13 protein-coding genes and 4 pseudogenes are annotated in these 17313 nt (G+C 52.7%); 6 read left to right on the forward strand and 11 right to left on the reverse strand.

The window, feature by feature from the left end:
* Positions 1 to 25: 25 nt before the first annotated feature.
* The 3 genes and pseudogenes from BLV61_RS30475 to BLV61_RS31935 form a co-directional block, all read right to left on the reverse strand.
* A pseudogene (locus BLV61_RS30475) lies at positions 26 to 1228 on the reverse strand (IS4 family transposase); the annotation flags it as partial.
* Positions 1207 to 4173 carry a Tn3 family transposase gene (locus BLV61_RS30480; RefSeq protein ID WP_065990646.1) on the reverse strand — a complete coding sequence of 989 codons (2967 nt, stop codon included), beginning with the start codon at positions 4171 to 4173 and terminating at the stop codon, positions 1207 to 1209. The gene BLV61_RS30480 and the pseudogene BLV61_RS30475, both read right to left, overlap by 22 nt.
* Before the next feature lie 3 nt (positions 4174 to 4176).
* A pseudogene (locus BLV61_RS31935) lies at positions 4177 to 4726 on the reverse strand (recombinase family protein).
* Here BLV61_RS31935 and BLV61_RS30490 point away from each other — a divergent pair.
* Positions 4703 to 4927 carry a type II toxin-antitoxin system RelE/ParE family toxin gene (locus tag BLV61_RS30490; RefSeq protein ID WP_228022317.1) on the forward strand — a complete coding sequence of 75 codons (225 nt, stop codon included), beginning with the start codon at positions 4703 to 4705 and terminating at the stop codon, positions 4925 to 4927. The pseudogene BLV61_RS31935 and the gene BLV61_RS30490 sit on opposite strands and share 24 nt — an antisense overlap.
* Before the next feature lie 205 nt (positions 4928 to 5132).
* Here BLV61_RS30490 and BLV61_RS31795 read toward each other — a convergent pair whose 3' ends face one another.
* Positions 5133 to 5426 (reverse strand): hypothetical protein, encoded by a 294-nt coding sequence (locus BLV61_RS31795; RefSeq protein ID WP_244160013.1) that lies wholly within the window; start codon positions 5424 to 5426, stop codon positions 5133 to 5135.
* Positions 5427 to 5954: 528 nt separating this feature from the next.
* Here BLV61_RS31795 and BLV61_RS30500 point away from each other — a divergent pair.
* Together BLV61_RS30500 and BLV61_RS30505 are read left to right on the forward strand one after the other, a co-directional pair.
* Positions 5955 to 6194 (forward strand): type II toxin-antitoxin system RelB/DinJ family antitoxin, encoded by a 240-nt coding sequence (locus BLV61_RS30500; protein ID WP_090470222.1) that lies wholly within the window; start codon positions 5955 to 5957, stop codon positions 6192 to 6194.
* Positions 6184 to 6471 carry a type II toxin-antitoxin system RelE family toxin gene (locus tag BLV61_RS30505; RefSeq protein ID WP_090470225.1) on the forward strand — a complete coding sequence of 96 codons (288 nt, stop codon included), beginning with the start codon at positions 6184 to 6186 and terminating at the stop codon, positions 6469 to 6471. The genes BLV61_RS30500 and BLV61_RS30505 overlap by 11 nt, the downstream gene beginning before the upstream one ends.
* A gap of 328 nt (positions 6472 to 6799) precedes the next feature.
* On the opposite strand, the pseudogene BLV61_RS30510 reads toward BLV61_RS30505, so the two are convergent.
* Positions 6800 to 7412: pseudogene (locus BLV61_RS30510) on the reverse strand (transposase); the annotation flags it as partial.
* 709 nt (positions 7413 to 8121) lie between these two features.
* Here BLV61_RS30510 and BLV61_RS30515 point away from each other — a divergent pair.
* On the forward strand, positions 8122 to 9330 hold the full coding sequence (locus BLV61_RS30515) for a tyrosine-type recombinase/integrase (RefSeq protein ID WP_090470228.1): 1209 nt from the start codon (positions 8122 to 8124) through the stop codon (positions 9328 to 9330).
* Here the strand turns inward: BLV61_RS30515 and BLV61_RS30520 are convergent.
* From BLV61_RS30520 to BLV61_RS30530, 3 genes are all read right to left on the reverse strand, one after another.
* Positions 9305 to 10330 carry a DNA replication terminus site-binding protein gene (locus BLV61_RS30520; RefSeq protein ID WP_090470230.1) on the reverse strand — a complete coding sequence of 342 codons (1026 nt, stop codon included), beginning with the start codon at positions 10328 to 10330 and terminating at the stop codon, positions 9305 to 9307. The two genes, BLV61_RS30515 and BLV61_RS30520, sit on opposite strands and share 26 nt — an antisense overlap.
* 193 nt (positions 10331 to 10523) lie before the next feature.
* Positions 10524 to 10832, reverse strand: coding sequence for a hypothetical protein (locus BLV61_RS30525; RefSeq protein ID WP_047539383.1), 309 nt, complete (start codon positions 10830 to 10832; stop codon positions 10524 to 10526).
* Entirely contained in the window at positions 10829 to 11461 is a 633-nt protein-coding gene (locus BLV61_RS30530) for a ParA family protein (RefSeq protein WP_090470232.1), read from the reverse strand. The genes BLV61_RS30525 and BLV61_RS30530 overlap by 4 nt, the downstream gene beginning before the upstream one ends.
* Before the next feature lie 879 nt (positions 11462 to 12340).
* Between BLV61_RS30530 and BLV61_RS30535 the strand changes: the two genes are divergently transcribed.
* A complete protein-coding gene (locus BLV61_RS30535) occupies positions 12341 to 13075 on the forward strand; it encodes a replication initiation protein (RefSeq protein ID WP_090470237.1) in 735 nt (244 codons plus the stop codon).
* Between the two features lie 444 nt (positions 13076 to 13519).
* Here the strand turns inward: BLV61_RS30535 and BLV61_RS30540 are convergent, their stop codons facing one another.
* Both BLV61_RS30540 and BLV61_RS31230 read right to left on the reverse strand, forming a co-directional pair.
* Positions 13520 to 13795 (reverse strand): hypothetical protein, encoded by a 276-nt coding sequence (locus BLV61_RS30540; protein WP_090470240.1) that lies wholly within the window; start codon positions 13793 to 13795, stop codon positions 13520 to 13522.
* 69 nt (positions 13796 to 13864) lie between these two features.
* Complete coding sequence (locus BLV61_RS31230) at positions 13865 to 14116, reverse strand: hypothetical protein (protein ID WP_139213675.1); 252 nt, start codon at positions 14114 to 14116, stop codon at positions 13865 to 13867.
* A 335-nt stretch (positions 14117 to 14451) separates the two neighbouring features.
* On the opposite strand from BLV61_RS31230, the pseudogene BLV61_RS31800 reads away from it, so the two are divergent.
* A pseudogene (locus BLV61_RS31800) lies at positions 14452 to 14664 on the forward strand (type II toxin-antitoxin system YafQ family toxin); the annotation flags it as partial.
* A gap of 480 nt (positions 14665 to 15144) precedes the next feature.
* Here BLV61_RS31800 and BLV61_RS30555 read toward each other — a convergent pair.
* Positions 15145 to 16482: a hypothetical protein gene (locus BLV61_RS30555; protein WP_139213676.1), complete on the reverse strand. Its 1338-nt coding sequence runs from the start codon at positions 16480 to 16482 to the stop codon at positions 15145 to 15147.
* Between the last annotated feature and the right edge of the window lie 831 nt (positions 16483 to 17313).

Consider the following 17313-nt stretch of genomic DNA (forward strand, 5'->3'; position numbering starts at 1 on the left):
CCCGCCTCAATCAGCGTAATGCTGTTCACTTAAGTGGAGCAGCCTTACGGTCTACTGGAAATCGGGTTTTTGAGATCTTCACCGTCCTTGGCCTCGAAGGCCTTGGACGGTGATCCAGAAACAATCCTCCAATACCTGCCCTTAACTCTGCCAAGCGTCTCCCTGTGGCTGAAATCGGGTTGGCCGCTGCCATCACAATCAATTGCACCGCGATGTACTGACAAGCCGGTTTGAAACGGATGTCCGAGGGCGCTCGGCCAAACGCCACCGCTGCCTGACTGGCTTCCCGACGAATTACGTTGTAAGCCAGCAAAAGTCCCCATACCTCCTGATAAATCAGCTCGACTTTTTTGCTGCGCAAGGTCATGGCGTTCTGTTGCATCGAACTCTTGATGTCTCTGAAGCCCAGCTCGATCTCCCAGCGTTCCTGATAAAGCTTGGCCACGGCTTTGGCGTTGTAGGTGTCAACCGGCAAGGACGTCATGACGGTCTTCACCTTGCCTTGAATTTCATAGCTGACTTCACGTACCTCCCAGTGCGATGGAAGGGCCGGATTTCGCTTTCTGGCCTGCGGCGAGACTTTCATGCGCACCAAACGATCATGCTGGCTGTAGCGGCTCACTTCTTCGCAGACCAGTCCTTTTTTTGCCGGGATCAACCAGTGACGGTTGCTACCCGCGCTGCTCAGACTCGACAGCAGCTCGGCGCCCCAGAACCCTTTGTCGAACAGCGTCACCGAGTGGTCGGGAATCTGCTGCAAAAACTCGTCGGCCAAGCGCATTTCACTGCGTCGGTAAGGGCTCAATTGCGCATCCAGGATCACATGCGAACGCACATTCATCAGCGCCACCAGGCGCAGCATGGGAAACGGTGTCTGGCGCTCACTCGGAGTATTTCCCGACCCGAAGTGGTCCCGAAGCTCGGGCGTATCCGGGGTGCGTAAAAGTGCACCGTCCACCGCGAATACCTGCAGGTCGTGCCAGGCATCATCGTCGTAGCGCTCTGCCCCCCATTGAGTACCGGTCTTGCGAAACAGCCACTCAACAGGATCGGCACCGAGCCGCTTTCGCGCCTCGGTCACACCGCTGCGGGCCAACAAGTGGTCAGAAGCCAGACCTTGGGCGCAGATATTCAGGCGTCTGGCCACTTCGTGAACGGGCTCATCTCGAAATAGGGGAGCCGAGAGAATTCGGAAAAAATCGTACGCTAAGGCTTTCCGAGCTGTCGTAACGGCCTGAATTTCCCTTCCTCCAGCTTGCGGCTCTGCCGCCAGACGTAATCGCCGGTCAGGTTAATGTGCTCCCAGCCCAGCGGCGACAGATATTGATACATATCGGTATTCACCGGCTTTCCGGCGTCAGTCAGCCCTTGGGTTGCCCGCTCCAGGTAGACGGTGTTCCACAGCACGATAGCGGCGGTCACCAAGTTCAGTCCGCTGGCCCTATAGCGCTGCTGTTCGAAGCTGCGATCCCTGATTTCACCAAGGCGGTTGAAGAACACCGCCCTGGCCAGGGCATTGCGCGCCTCGCCCTTGTTCAATCCAGCGTGCACGCGACGACGCAACTCGACACTTTGCAGCCAGTCGAGGATAAACAGCGTGCGCTCGATCCGGCCCAGCTCCCGCAGGGCCACGGCCAGGCCGTTCTGACGTGGATAGCTGCCCAGCTTGCGCAGCATCAACGAGGCAGTGACGGTGCCCTGTTTGATCGACGCGGCCAGACGCAGAATCTCGTCCCAGTGAGCGCGGACGTGCTTAATGTTCAGCGTGCCGCCGATCATTGGGCGCAGCGTCGGGTAGTCCTGTACGCTCTGCGGGACATACAGTTTGGTTTCGCCCAGGTCGCGGATGCGCGGGGCAAAACGAAAGCCCAGCAGATGCATCAGGGCGAAGACATGATCGGTGAAGCCAGCCGTGTCGGTGTAGTGCTCCTCGATCCGCAGATCCGACTCGTGATACAGCAGACCATCGAGCACATAGGTCGAATCCCGCACTCCGACATTCACCACTCGGGTACTGAACGGCGCGTACTGATCGGAGATATGGGTATAGAACAGCCGCCCTGGTTCGTTGCCGTATTTCGGGTTGACGTGCCCGGTGCTTTCGCCTCGACCGCCTGCACGGAAGCGCTGGCCATCGGAGGATGAGGTGGTGCCGTCTCCCCAGTTGGCCGCAAAGGTGTGGTTGAACTGATTGTTGACCAATTCAGCCAGAGCCGCCGAGTAGGTTTCGTCACGGATGTGCCAGGCTTGCAGCCAAGACAGCTTGGCGTAGGTCATACCCGGACTCGACTCGGCCATTTTCGTCAGCCCAATGTTGATGGCGTCACCAAGGATTGCTGACAGTAACAGCGTTCGATCCTTGGCCTGAGCACCATCCTTCAGGTGGGTAAAGTGACGGGTGAATCCTGTCCACTCATCCACGTCCATCAGCAGCTCGGTAATCTTGATGCGCGGTAGTAGCTGACTGGTCTTGTCGATCAGCGCCTGGGCGGTGACCGGTACTGCCGCATCCAGCGGCGTGATCTTCAGTCCGGACTCTGTGAGGATCGCGTCGGGGAGTTCATTGTCCTTGGCCAGCTTGGCGACGGTCGCCAGTTGCTGCTCTAGCAGCTGCAAGCGCTCCTCTAGGTACTGGTCGCTGTTGGGATTGGTCGCCAATGGCAGCGCCTGTTCCTTCTTGAGCGCGGCAAACTTCGCGGGCGGCAGCAGGTAATCTTCAAAGTCACGAAACTGCCGTGAGCCCTTGACCCAAATGTCGCCGGAACGCAGCGCGTTTTTCAGTTCAGACAAGGCGCAGATTTCGTAAAAACGCCGGTCAATGCCTTCCGGCGTGATCACCAGCGGTTTCCAGCGCGGCTTGATGAACGCAGTTGGTGCGTCCGATGGCACCTTGCGCAGGTTGTCTGCGTTCATCTCGCGCAGCTGCTGGATGGCATCCAGCACACGTTGAGCTGCCGGTGCGGCCCGGAGTTGAAGCACCTCCAGAAAGGCTGGAGTGTAGCGGCGCAGAGTATTGAAGTTTTCGCTGACCAGGTGCAAATGGTCGAAGGTTTCGGGACGGGCCAGTAGCTCGGCGTCGGTCACACTCTGGGCGAATTCGTCCCAGGGGATGACCGCCTCGATGGCGGCGAACGGATCGCCACCGGTAGTTTTGGCCTCCAGCAAGGCCTGACCTATCTTCGAGTACAAGCGAACCTTGTCGTTGATCGCCTTGCCCTGTTTCTGAAATTGCTGCTGATGCTTGTTCTTGGCGCTGCTGAACAGCTTGACTAGGATGCGGTCGTGTAGATCCACCAGTTCATCGGTCACTGTCGCGGTGCTTTCCAGCACCACGGCAACCAAGGTGGCGTAGCGCCGTTCGTTCTCGAACTTGCCAAGATCCTGCGGCGTCATCTGCCCACCTTCGCGGGCAAGCTTGAGCAAGCGGTTCTGGTGGATATGCCGGTCGAGCCCTTCGGGCAGGGCCACCAGTTGAAAAATCTTCAGCCGCTCGATGTGCTCCATCATGTGCCGCGAATTCGGTTTCAACGGTGACTGCCGTAGCCAGGTCAACCAGGTACTATTGCTGCCTGTCTTGATGGTCAGCAGTTCGTCGAGTTTGTTGCGATGCTGCTGGCTTAGCGGCTCGATCAAAGCACGGTAGATCCTCCGGTTCGCTCGCGCCACTGCTTCGGAGCAGGCCCGGTCGATCACCGTCAGGGTCGGCAAAATCCGCCGTTGCTGACGCAGACTCTCCAGAGCCTGCCCAGCCAGTAACAAACCTTTGTCGGTCTGCTGGGCAAGGTTGGTCAGCTCACGTACCAGGGCGCGAAAGTCTGACAGCCCGAACGGCAACAAGCCCAGGTAGGTTCGCAACTCCTGGGCATGTTCACGGCGGGTGACATCGCGCTCACCGTACTTCGCCCAGCTTTCGGGCGCAGCCTGAACCTGTCGTGCCACCCACTCAATGACCGGATCTGGCAGCACGCTGTCGCTGGACAGCGCGTAACCGGGGTAGCGCAGCAGGCAGAGTTGCACGGCAAAGCCGAGACGATTGGCATCACCCCGTCGCTGACGGATCAGCGACAGGTCGGACTCGTTGAAGGTGTAATAGCGGATCAGATCGTCCTGGCTTTCCGGCAGCGCAAGCAAAGTCTCGCGCTCAGAAGCCGAGAGTATCGAGCGACGGGGCATGTATCAGTCATCCGTGCGTAGGTACTGGTAAAGGGTTTCCCTACTTATACCGAACTCACGGGCTAGCTGGGCCTTTGGTTCACCGACAGCGGCCCGTTGCCGGACTGCGACAGTCTGTTCGTCGGACAGGGCTTTTTTACGAGCCCGGTAACCGCCGCGTTGCTTGGCCTGGGCGATTCGCTCGCGAATGAGCGCTCGCTCGAACTCGGCGAAGGCTCCCATGACCGACAGCATCAGGTTGGCCATCGGCGAATCACCTCCCGTGAATACCAGCCCTTCCTTCTAAAACTCGATACGCACGCCGCGCTTGGTCATTTTTTTGCACCAGGCGGCGCAGGTCATCCAGGTTGCGGGCCAAGTGATCCATGCTGTGTACCACGACCGTATCACCTTCACGGACGAAGCCAAGCATGGCCTCCGGTTACGGACGCTGGGTATCCTTGGCAGAGGCCTTGTCGGTGAACAGTTTGTTCACCTCGTTTTGTTTCAGCTGACATTTCGGGTTCTGTTCGTAGCTGTTGACCCGGACATAGCCGATACGTTGCCCCTGCAAGGGGCCTCCCTAGGCTATGTAGATGAACTTACAGCAGCACCTACCACGCTGCTGACCAATCCGCGCATTGGCGAACGACTAGAAGAGTTCGAACCAAGGGATGTACGCCGAATTCAGATCGGCCAATACGAGATGCGTTACGAGATAGTGGATTCCACTATCTACCTGCTGCGCCTGTGGCACACCCGCGAAGACCGATAGGTTTTGGCTGGGCCAGGAACGGAACACATCAAACTGGCGAGCCTATGACTGATCGGAAAACCTTAGCGTACGATTTTTTCCGAATTCTGTAGGCTCCCCCATAGACGTTCGTAATGCCGTTTGGGCCGCGTCAGCGGCCCAAACGGCTACTAACGGGCGAGCCAAGCGGCTGATTTCTGGACGATCAAGCAAGCAGGTGTACTGATCAAATCCGATGTAAACAACTGATCAAGTCGAATGCAAATGGGTGGTCAAGTCCATGCAATTGCGCATTGATCTCGGTAGGCTTGGCATCAAATTGCTTCACCAAGTCCTTGATGCGGTAACCATGGCGCATCAAGGTTGGCTCCAGGTCGTCCAATTGTGACTCTACCAGTTCCGCCGAGATGGGTTTCTCACCAGTCAGGTAGCCGGCCTCCAGCGATAAACTCAAGTGCAGTTGAATTTGCAATGGCGTACGGAGTTTGCCAGCCAATAGATCAACCGCTTCTTCGATCATGATAGGGGACACGTAGACTGAGCCCTGCGTGCAGGTGTCCAGCAGCCAGTGAATATGTTCGGCTGACTGTCTGCAATGCCGTCGAGCGAAAAAATGTCGGTCTGGTAGCCGATTTCCTCCATGGTCGGGCGACGCAAGTTGTTGCGCAATTTGGGATGGCCAGCCAGCACCACAGACAGCCGTCCCTCATCATCCTCAACCAGCTCCATCAGACGTTTGAGCCCTGTCAGTTTTTTTATGGCGGAAATAGGCCCTGATGTGCTCCAAGACTGTTGGCGCTGACCGAAAATCTGACCAGGTGGGTTCTGCTCTGCGGTAATCGCGGGCGGGCGTCCGGTTCGAGGCATGACTTCAAGGCTGTTCAGGCAGAAGGAGCAGTAAGTTTAGTTTATTTTGTCTACACCCTCTTAGCTAACCAGGAAGGTGAGAAAGTACGTAAATTCCTCATACATATTTTGTAAATTTTCTTGAAAAATAGCACCTTCGATGCCACTGTAAAGACAATCGTCTTTACAGGAATCATGCGAAATGGCCTCAATCAATGTCCGTGTGGATGATGATCTCAAAAACCGCGCTTACCGCGAATTGGAACGTTTGGGTGTGACACCGTCTGAACTCATGCGCCAAGCGTTGCAATACGTTGCTGAGCGCGGCCAGCTTCCCTTCAGGCCTGTACTCATGACAGAAGAGGATGAAACCCTCATAAACACCGTACGCGAGCGATTGGCTTCACCGCAGCGCGTTAAGGTGACGTTGGATGACCTATAGCCTTGAATTTGACCAACGTGCACTGAAAGAATGGCACAAGCTGGGAGATACGATCCGGCAGCAATTCAAGAAAAAGCTGGCTGAAATTCTGGAGAATCCCCGCATCGAGGCCAGCCGCTTACGCGAGCTGCCAGATTGCTACAAAGTAAAGCTGCGCAGCGCTGGCTATCGTCTGATCTACCAGGTGATCGACCAAGAGGTTGTGGTGTTCGTGGTCGCGATTGATAAACGTGAAAAGGAAGCCGCGTATCGAAAAGCATCAGAACGGCTTAAATGAAGCTCGATTTTTCATAACAACGCTTACGGTAAATCCGGTCACACCTGAGACTGTGTTGCCGCTGACTGAAAATCTATGGTCACCCCATTTTTTGCAATACTGATTAACGGATGAAGTGGTTGGCTTGCTTAAATCTATCCGGCGTCCAATTAGGGCTTGCCCCGCGCCAGGATGAGAGTCGCGCCTGGCGATCCTTAAAACTGACGCGGCTTCAAAAGCCGATTTTCGTGTCAAGATCTTCGTCAGGCCGGTTAGCCGTTCACGTCATCTGTTGTTCAGCTATCGCAAAACCTGAAGGGTGAATCCTGGTACAGCAACAACTGCAGGGTCATGCGCTCAAGGCGTCTGGCCCTGCATCGTATTGGGTATGGTGTGCGGCAATCGCCCACGCTATACGGGCTAATTTGTTGGCCAGCGCACAGGCGACCACGTTGGAATGACGTCGCGTCAGCAGCGAGCGTACCCAGTCGGCCAGCGCCCCTTCTTGACGTTCAATGTGCTGCAGGTAGGCCCTGGCGCATTACACCAGCAGGCGGCGCAGGTTCTTGTCGCCACGCTTGCTGATGCCCAGCAAGTTTGACTTGCCGCCGGTGCTGTACTGTCTGGGTAACCAAGCCCAGAGAGGCAGCAAAATCTCGGTTGCAACCGTATTTCTGGCCATCGCCCATTTCTACAGCCAGTTGGCCGGTCAGCTCTTTGTCCAGTTCCTTGATCTGGCCGTCCAGATGGACCAAGTGATCGTGCAGACGCTGCAGCAGTACCGTTAACCGAACAGGCAGCTCGTGCTTCGCCAGAACACTGGACAAGCGCTTCATGACGGCCAGCCCTTTGGGTAGGCTTATGCCGAATTCCAGCAGGAAACCCTGCATCTGATTGACCGCCTTGGTAGGGACGCGGATCAGCGACTCGCGCAGGCGATGCAATACTGAAAGGGCCTTCTTCACCTACCGTTCTGGTGCACATCCCAACTCCCCATAAAACGTGTTTCCCAAAAAACTAAGAAATAACCACGCTCAGGCGTTTCGAAAGCTCGTCCCAGCTTTCCCTAGGCCTTGCTTAAACACATGACTTCCACGGTGATTGGAAGATGCTGACGCTTCGCTCTAAATCCCTAGGCGGGAAAATGCCCGCCCAAGGATTTAGACTGATCTTACGGTGATAAAACGGAATCGTCTTTGAAGTTACTGCTACGAGTTTCTGCCTCGTGAAATAGATTTATAGCTAGATATCTAGCTTAAAATACTTATGACTTTCAAGTATCGACTACAAATTCCGGCTATGTCGCTGTCTAGAACAGTGCTTTCCTGGATCAGTCGGAGCTACTCGATCAGTACATTTTTGCAGGACCACGAGGCACGAGCTTCCAAATTCTGAATCCCAGCAAATTGAGCATTAATTTCCCTATCGGCTGCCGTTTTGGATTTATGAATTTTAACGATGAGTGGTGTGAGCTTGATTTTGAGGTTGACGAGCAACCGAAGGGGCTGAAGGAGATCGTGTGGGATCGAGTGTGGGGTTGAAAATAAATACTATACAAAAATCACATATTTTATTGAGCAATATCTCATATGTACGAGGATTTATACTCCGCGTACATTATAATTCGTACTTCGTCTTGCCACGGTCAGAATTGGGAGTCAGACACCTGAAATGGCCAAATTGACTCAATCCTTTCTCCGCTCAGTTGAAACCCCAGGTAGTTATCATGATGAACGGGGGCTCATTCTGCGCGTTAGCGTTAATGGCACCAAGAATTGGGTCTTGCGTTATCAGCTCAACAACCGACGTCATGATTTAGGATTGGGATCCTTCCCGACGGTTTCGTTGAAGGCTGCGCGACTGGCGGTCGACACCTATAGACTGGACCTTTCACAGGGTATTGATCCACTCACTAAACGGGCATCGCTGCAGTACGAGCAGGCCCTGATAACGCGCGCGTCAGTGACGTTTCGCCACGAAGCTGAGCGGTATATCAGTACCCATCGTCAAAGCTGGAAAAACGTTAGGCACGTACAGCAATGGTCGAACTCTCTGCGCGATCATGTGTATCCATTGCTAGGGGAAATGCCTGTAGGCAGCATCAAAACCGAGCATGTGCTCGATGTACTCATACCGATCTGGACCCGCATTCCGGAAACAGCCTTTCGCCTGCGAAATCGTATTGAATTAGTGCTTGATGCAGCCAAAGCCAGGATGTTGCGCGAAGGAGAAAATCCAGCTCGATGGAGAGGCCATCTCGATAAACTGCTGCCACGTCAAAAACGCGCAAAAGTACCTTTCAGTGCCATGCCCGCAGAGCGGTTAGGTCCGTTTATTCGGCAACTCGACAGCCTGGAGAGCACGGCCGCACGTGCGTGCGAGCTTCTGATCTATACAGCTTGCCGGAGCAATGAAGTGTGCGATGCTCGCTGGTCTGAGTTCGATTTCGCGGCAGGTATATGGACGATTGATGCAGCAAGAATGAAAGCAGGAAAGGTCCACCGTGTGCCGCTGTCAGCAGGCGCTATTCAGACCCTGGAGCAACAGCAAGGCAAACATCCCATCTATGTCTTCCCCAACGCCAGACGCACCGGCAGTTTACCCGGGAACGCTATTCGCCGCGTCATGGATGAGCTACAGGCTGGAGAATACGTTCCCCATGGCTTTCGCTCTACCTTCCGCACCTGGTCTGCCGAGCATACAAATTTCCCGAGAGAGATTTGTGAAATGGCGCTTGCTCACTCCTTGGAAAACAAAGTAGAAGCGGCGTATAACCGCGGCGATCTTTTAGATAAGCGTCGGCAATTGATGAATGAGTGGGCGACCCTTATCAGCGTTGGCGCAATGATTAGCTTTAATCATCAGGCAGAAAAAAGTTGAGGTCCAGTTGTGGCGCGTTAGGCGTTTCTGCAAGTACTTTTCGTTGACTGCTGGCTGAATAGGTTGAGGAAACGCTACTTCGGTTAGATACCTGTATATCTGGTTTACGCTGGCCCACCAGGTCATCCGGATTCAGATAGAGATTCATACGAGGTATCACTTCGATGCGCGTTTTTTTATCAGGCCTCTGAGCTTGACGCGCATGCCGGTCAAAATTCCGTAGTTCGTGTACGTCAGTGGAACGGTCTCCCGCTAATACGAACATAGGTAAGTTGCTATGAATCATTGCGTCGTAACGTGAGCTTTCCGAGAAATACACCATTGCTCTTGGATGGGGAGCCACCACTTTATATTTAACCAGACTCGCTTGGTCAGCCAGGTTAACAATACGCCGCAATTCGGCGCCCGCTAGGGTTTGATCAACCTCAATCCCCTCTTTCATGGCCTGTTGTTTCGCAGTCTTGCCCAGTAACTCCCTTACTTTGCCAACCGCTACCCGCTCCCCTCCTGTGGTATGGCCAGCCCAAGTAAATACAATCAGCCGCGGGCAGATATCAAATGCCTGAATATGACGCAGAAATTGCTTCATGCTCATTTGCCCGCCTAAAGCCTGGCGCAAGATTTTCGAACGTGCCGATGGCGCTAAATTCAGCTCAACGCGGGTCTTTTCGATCTCCATGGTGAGTTGGTCTTTGAGCTGGTTGATCTCTTTCACCCAATGTAGAACGCTCTCGCTGAGGGCGAAGTACCCTGGTAAGCGCATGACAGTGCCAGGTGCTTGATCAGGCATTCTCTCGAACATCGACATGGCTTGAATTGCCGCATCTATCGCCGCGCAGCCTTCTAACGCTCGAGCCTCAATATGGTCGGCTGCTTTTTGTTCAGCCAACAAGGGCAGTTGCCATACCTTCGAGCGCACCACGAAATTTGGCCATGCGTTGCCGAACTCTTTGAGCGTAGCATTTAGGCAGGCGTGTAAATGCACGATGTCAGCCATCATAATACCACCCCTAAATATAGCATCTTTAACAAACCATCCCTTTAAACTTCTGCGATTGAGGCAGATTGGTAACCATTATGGTGCTCACATTGATGGGTGGTATTATTACGCACTAGCCGTCTATAGGCTTCAGGTCTTGTCGATGCGTATCGCTTGTGGCTAACTATAATGCTAGATAGTTAGCTATCTAGCATTATAGATTATAGTGTTTCTTTAATAGCTGCTGAACGATGTCTGTTTCTGTCACTCGCTTTCCTGTCTTGGCCGACTCTTGAGCGGCTCCAAGCTTAAGAGCGCAAGCGATGTCCCAACGTAGCCGAAATAATTTTTGCACCGTAGGTTCTGGTTTGAGTGCTTCGATCATGTAAGACGCAGTTTCTTCGACTTCTGGCTGCTTTCGAGTAGAAGCAGATTTTGATAAAGCCTTATCCGCCTCCCCCCCTTCCAGAAACTCATTGGGATCTTTTTTGTAGCTCTTTATATCTGGCTTGGCCTTAATCATCCCAACACCTCAGCAAAGAAAGCATTCATTTCTTGAATTGCTGCATTGTCACGTTTGAGTTCATGAACAGTTGCGCCTTCACTGATGCAACGACGAAATGCAACCCGCTCACAGATCTTGGTTTTGAAAACACTAAAGGATTGCTCCTCAAGGAATGTGAGCATTTCCCCCGTGTCTTTTGTCCGTGTATCGACCCTGGAAAGCAACATCCTGACGTCGAGCTCTGGATTGTAATCTCGCGCTAGGTCTACGACGGTCAATAGGTCTGTCATAGCAGCAGCATCAAATGAGCTAGCGCCAACAGGTACAATTACAACTTCGGCAAGGAGTAATGCTGAACGTAAGCCCACGGAGTCTCGGCCTCCGGCATCTACAACCACATGCTCATATGCTGTTGCTAGCTGCCTGCCTTCGGAATTGATCGCTTTACCTTGGAGACAGACAGTTGTAGGACTAGGACTATATTCTGGGTTGTCTCGGCGCCATGCAGCCCAGCTGGCGGCGCTTGCTTGAGGGTCACCATCTATTAATAAGGTTTTCCCAATTTTGGCTAGCATCGTTGCCAGGTGAACGGCTGTCGTTGTTTTTCCAACGCCACCTTTGGTATTTACACAAGCAAATATGGTCACTGTGGTTCTCTTCCTATAAGAGGTTACGTGAACATCATAGCTATCTAGATAGCTATTAAGATAGCTAGATATAGATATTCAAGTGCTGTTTGTCAAGTTCAATACCGGATCTACAGTCATGAATTGTAAATGTGATTTTGACTCTACCTATCGGCATCCGCTTGGATCCACATGGAATAAATCAATTTTAAGGCCTTTTATAGCCGTTCTGAGGCATTTCTATGGCGCTTGTAGTGAGGTACCAAGCCTTTATGATTTATCGGCTTATAGCGCGGCCTAAGCGCTTTTACGTGCTCTTGCCTTTCTTTTGATTTTCAACCAAGAAAAATAATTTTTGAGCTCTTTTTTAAAATCTTTTTATCTTGTTTTTAAAGCTTGTTTTTAAAGCTTGTTTTTAGCATCGCTGGAGGCCTTTGTTTCCGTGGCCTGCAGCGGGTCAGCGACTACAGATTCCGGCTATACGACTACAGATTCCGGCTATATCGACTACAGATTCCGGCTAGTACGACTACAGATTTCAGCTATGTCGACTACAGATTCCGGCTGTTATCCACAGGCACTCTGCTGAAAAAGAGTTCTTTCTCTTTCCTCAAAGCACCTTTGGAGAGGCATAAATCAGAAACCACCCATATCGCAAAGTTATCGACTACAAATTCCGGCTAGTACGTCCGACTAACGACTACAAATTCTGGCTATTGGCTGGTGATGTCCGCCCGTTCAGGTGAGCACTGGCCACGAATAGTACTGATTTCCAACGACTACAGATTCCGGCAATAGCCCATAGCCATTCAACGACTACAGATTCCGGCTATGGAAAACCATCACGCAGCGCGTCCTCAAGTTGGTACTATCGACTCATCACTGCATCAGGATTAGTCGATGAGCTCCAAAGAACCATCGTCATTGCTCGTTACAAAAGCCAATGATTTGATCAGCGCCTCCTATCGGCTGACTCTTCAAGAGCAACGCCTATTGCTGGCGGCAATTGCCCAGGTTGACCCACGTAAACCAATGCCCTCCAAAATCACGGTTACTGCCGCCAGTTTCTCCGAGATCTATGGCATACCGATACGTTTTGCTTACACCAATCTCAAGGAGGCTGCTGATTCCCTCTACGAGCGTGACATTCAGACCTTTGATGGCAAAAATCGAACCCGTATCCGTTGGGTGTACAAGGCGACCTACGCAGAGGGTGAGGGTCGAGTGACCCTTAATTTCACTGTCGATGTAATTCCTTACCTATCGATGCTCAACAGCAAGCTCACTTCGTATGACTTACGTCGTGTGGCCAATCTGAATTCCATGCACAGTTTTCGATTGTTCGAATTGATGATGCAATTCAAGAGCACCGGCATATTGATCATTGAGGTAGAGAAGCTGCGGACGTTGTTGGATTTGGGTGACAGCTACAAGCGATTCAACAATCTACGGCAGAGGGTGATAGCGCCGTCGATCGCCGAAATCATGGCCAAATCTGGAATCGCCATCACTTACCAAACCATCACTGAAGGTAAAGCTGTCAAAAGCCTGATATTTCGCTTCCAGGAGGCTGCTCAGCTACGGCTTTCGCTTGGAGAGGGTATGGAGGCCGTTCAATCGGAAAGTCTTTTGTAAAAAAGCACAATAAAATCAGCATCTTACAATTTATAAATATATTGATAGCTATCAATATAGCTAGCTATGTAGACAACTGTTGCATTCGCATAGCCGGAATTTGTAGTCGATAGCATTCAATTATCCCAAAGTAAGAAGCAAGTCTGGGTCACACCGCCTAGCTGCAAAGCCCACACCATCGAATTTCAAGACCCCATCCTTGCGACCATCTAGATAGCCGGATTTTGTAGTCGATACGCTGCTGTGAAAGCGAGTTCTGACGATTAATTACTGTCATTCCGGCTGACCAGTTCTTCACGAACGGTACCGCCCTCGAGCATCACCGGCAGCGCGTCATCATGAATGCCCTCAGCCGTTTTCGATTGCAAGCTGTTACAACTAACAGTCGATCCAGGACTGCAGGCCATTGTCTAGTCGGTACACGGTTTGTGTGAGGCGCGTTCATCACGCCTCCAGGTTGTGCTGATCCACATCGACCAGGTTAAAAAGGGTGCCATCCTTGAGGATCAACACCAACCCCCTGACATGGCCGGCGATATGTTCGGGACAGGTCGACTGGCCATGCCCTTTGACATAACCAAACGTGCCGTCTTCCTCGATCTGCCCGAGGAGTTGATGCCGTCGGTAAAAGCCACCGTTGTAAAAATAGCCGTCGATGAACACATCATGACCGGCCTGTCGTGCCCGATAAAATATCTTGGGTTGCATCGTGAGCAGCATGGTGGATTCCTTGCCAGCGAATTAGCGGTTGTCTCGAGCATGGAGCGCAACGCCTTTTCCTGAAGGCCTTTACGCATTGATCAGCGCCGTCGCATGCACGGTCAACAGACTGAAAGCCGTCGGGCTCAATGCGCCCTCCAGGTACCAGGTTTTCAATTGGGCCAACAACGGTAGCCCCCCGGCGTGCGGATGTTGGTGCACGCGGCGGCACAACCCATAGATTATTTCCTGGGCGACGTCGGCGTCATACACCCGCTCGGCATCCACGGCATCACTGATCGCCGCCGCGAGTCCAGCGACGTCCGGAGCTACCTGGCGCAACGCCTCAAAACCTTTCTGCGCGCGATGACTGGGGGGGCAACGGCATTGGCTATCCTTTTCCAGTTATTAACGGAGTACGCGTCAAACCACGCACCGGGAGAAGGGTAGACCAGGCTCCGAGGGGCTGGTGTCTAGTTGGCACACAGAAGCCCATCAAGGTGGGCTGTTTTGTGGGGGCCGATTTGACATAAACGCGGCGTTATGGCCGTTATGAGTTGAACTCAAGAAAAACAGCGGCCAGTAAACGTGCGGCGTTACCTCGCGTGTCTGACTACGCGAAGACCATCCTAAAGGATTGGGAGTGACTTTCCGGCTCCGGTCTATTTGATCTTAACCGGCTCAAGGAAGTCATGATGTTGCTTGTCTCCAATGATGGAGCTTTAGCGCCTGAATGGTTAGACCATCCGTTAAAAGGCAACTGGGCTGGCTTTCGAGAGTGCCATGTCGTCGGAGATTTCCTACTGGTTTACCGCCTAGCTGCTGAAAGCAAACAAGAGCAAATCGTCTTCGTTCGAGCAGGAACCCACGCTGACCTTTTCGAGGAGTAAATACACCTCGGTTACCATAAATCCCATTATTCGCAGTCACCAAGGCATGGCCGCTTCACCGTAAACGCACATCTGCTTTTGCGGGAACCCAAACCAGCTTTGCTTTACGGGAACGCTGTAGTGCCTTGATAGCGGGAACGCTTTAAAGACGCTTTTACGTCAACGCTTGAAACAGTCTGTGCGTTGGCGCGTTCATGAGCAGGGAGGATCGTTTCCCACATCCAGAACATCAATGGCACAGACAGAATCAAAGGCAAAAGCATTGCGTACGAACCACATGCAGAGTGTGTCGATTTGATGGGCTGTTTGATTTGTCTGGATCGTACGATCCGTTTTAAGAGGCTTTTGCAGAAGCACCAGAGGAATGGCCGAACGGCTACGGTGCGAAAAAGATTATGCGGTAAGGCTACTGGAAAAGGAAGAGGGCGACGCGCGCCCTCTTAGACCCCGGCAGTCCTGTCTGACTGCGAGCGGAAGCTCCTACAAGCCCAGCCAGAAGCTTGAGATGCCGTCCACGTCCTCACGGCTCCTATTCTTGCTCTCAGTGTCCAGAAGAGATCGTGCGAGGTCGTCGCGGTTGGTGTATTTGCCGCGCAGAGGGTTGGCGGTCTCATCCCACATCGCAATGGCCTCAGACTCACCAAGCATTGGCTTCGGCAAGATGTAGCGATGCTCACGCTCCAACCGGCCCTTGCGTGGGCCGTAGTAGCTTTGGTTCGTAATCATGGAATGGCCAAGTACTGCCGCTATGTCATAGCGGCTGAATGTGCCGCTGCGACGTGCTTCCTCAGCAAAGGCGTGGCGCGCTGTGTAGAAGCAGATCGAATTGCCTTCAGTGATAGCTGGGCTACTGGTCGAGGCTGCAAGCGATTTGAGCTTCGACTTCTTGGCTGGCGAGAACTCAGCCCCAAGGTGCTCGATAGTACCACCGTGGAACTTTAGTATTCTCGCCCATGCTCGTTGTAGCAGCTTGCGGCGGCTGTCGTAAAAACGACCAAACACCTTCGCATCCTCATGGCGATACACAATCTCAAGAAATATCTTCAGCGCACGAATCTGGTTGTCAGGCCAGTCTTCCAGCACCAGGTAGCGCTTGTCCTTGAGTGGATTGTCTTCGCGCCGACCAGACTGCTTGAGCGTTGTCACCTCCAGTACACGCCGAATGGTTAGCCGTGTGTCAGCGTCATAGTGATCTTCGAGGTAGCGTGCATAAGGCCATTCGTGTGGACGCAGGCCAGTCCATAGCGTGCACGTAAACCACATAAAGGTTTCCATACCAGCAATGCGATTACGCGATGGCTTTTCATCTTCCTCTTTCGTACGAGGGAGCGGCATCAGGTCAGCCTTCAAAAGCTCCAGTACGCTCTCGCTCATGAACGAAAGGTAACGCTGGTTCCTCTTCGAGGACGCCACGAACAGCTTTGTATCGTTCACGTCATTAAGCAGTACGTTCTCAGGGCTCAACGCAGCAGCCTGCCTCATACGTTCGCGCCTGCTGGGTGGTATCCAGGCGCGAAGCTCTTGCGTTGACGTATGACCCACCGATTCAAGGTAACTCGAAACCCATTTGCGATAACACAGTGCGGTTCTCTCGCCTAAACCCTTTTCTGTAACGCGCTGATCAAGCCATCGCGTGAATCTGCCTATGTCCACGCTCGTATGAGGGTGTTCGGCAGGAGAGGGCTTCTGTGTTTGCGCTGAGGATGATTGCGCGTCAACACCACTTCCTTGCGATGACACAGAGCCTTCAGGGTTGTCGGTTCTGAATGCGTTGAGGATGCCAATAGCACGTAGTTGGATTTCGCTGCTGATAGTCATGGTTTGCATCCATTCCGGTGTTAACGATCCTACTCATAACGATGACAAAGGATTTAGCGATTGCTGCCATACATAGGGTTGGCCGGTCGTTTCGCCATTTTTCGGTGTACCACCAAAAAACACCAAAACGTAATATATTCGGGACTTTTTAAGGTGAGTCCGAACCCAGGTACATAGCTCAATCCTAACCCAGGTACATAAAATATCCAGTCCTTGGTACAGACAAAGTCCAGAGCCAGGTACAACGTTGTTTTGAAGGAGGCAATGACCTGCTTGTGGTGAACACTCTAGGGCTCAGCACCAGTGGCTTTGCCAGCTGATGGGGAGGGTGTGTGTTGGTTTTTTTGAGGCTGGAAACTGAATGACCGAAACGGGGTTGAGGTACAAAAAGGCCAATGCACTACCCAAGGTCTGAGGTCAGTGATTGGCTGATGGGCGCACTAATCGCATAGCGAGGCAGAGGGGTATTACTCGACATGCCATTTCGGTGGCACAACAAAGCTTTTTAATGCCACAGAAATGCCTAGGCTTCATTTCAGTGGCACAACAAAGCTTTTTAATGCCACAGAAATGCCTAGGCTTCATTTCGGTGGCACAACAAAGCTTTTTAATGGCACAGAAATACCGGCACTGCATTTCTGTACCACAACAAAGCGCTGATAAAGCTTTGTTAGGGCTTTGTTAGGGCGCGGAAATGCTCGCGATGGAGCCCCGATGTCCCTCTGACCGGCTTGGATTGAAAAAAAGATACGCAAAGAGCCACGCAGCAGCACTGAACGCGGTGAATTCGGTGGCCTACTTTCGCAACCCGACTGCTGTACTGGCTGCGCG

Source organism: Pseudomonas mohnii (assembly GCF_900105115.1).
Taxonomy (GTDB): Bacteria; Pseudomonadota; Gammaproteobacteria; order Pseudomonadales; family Pseudomonadaceae; genus Aquipseudomonas; species Aquipseudomonas mohnii.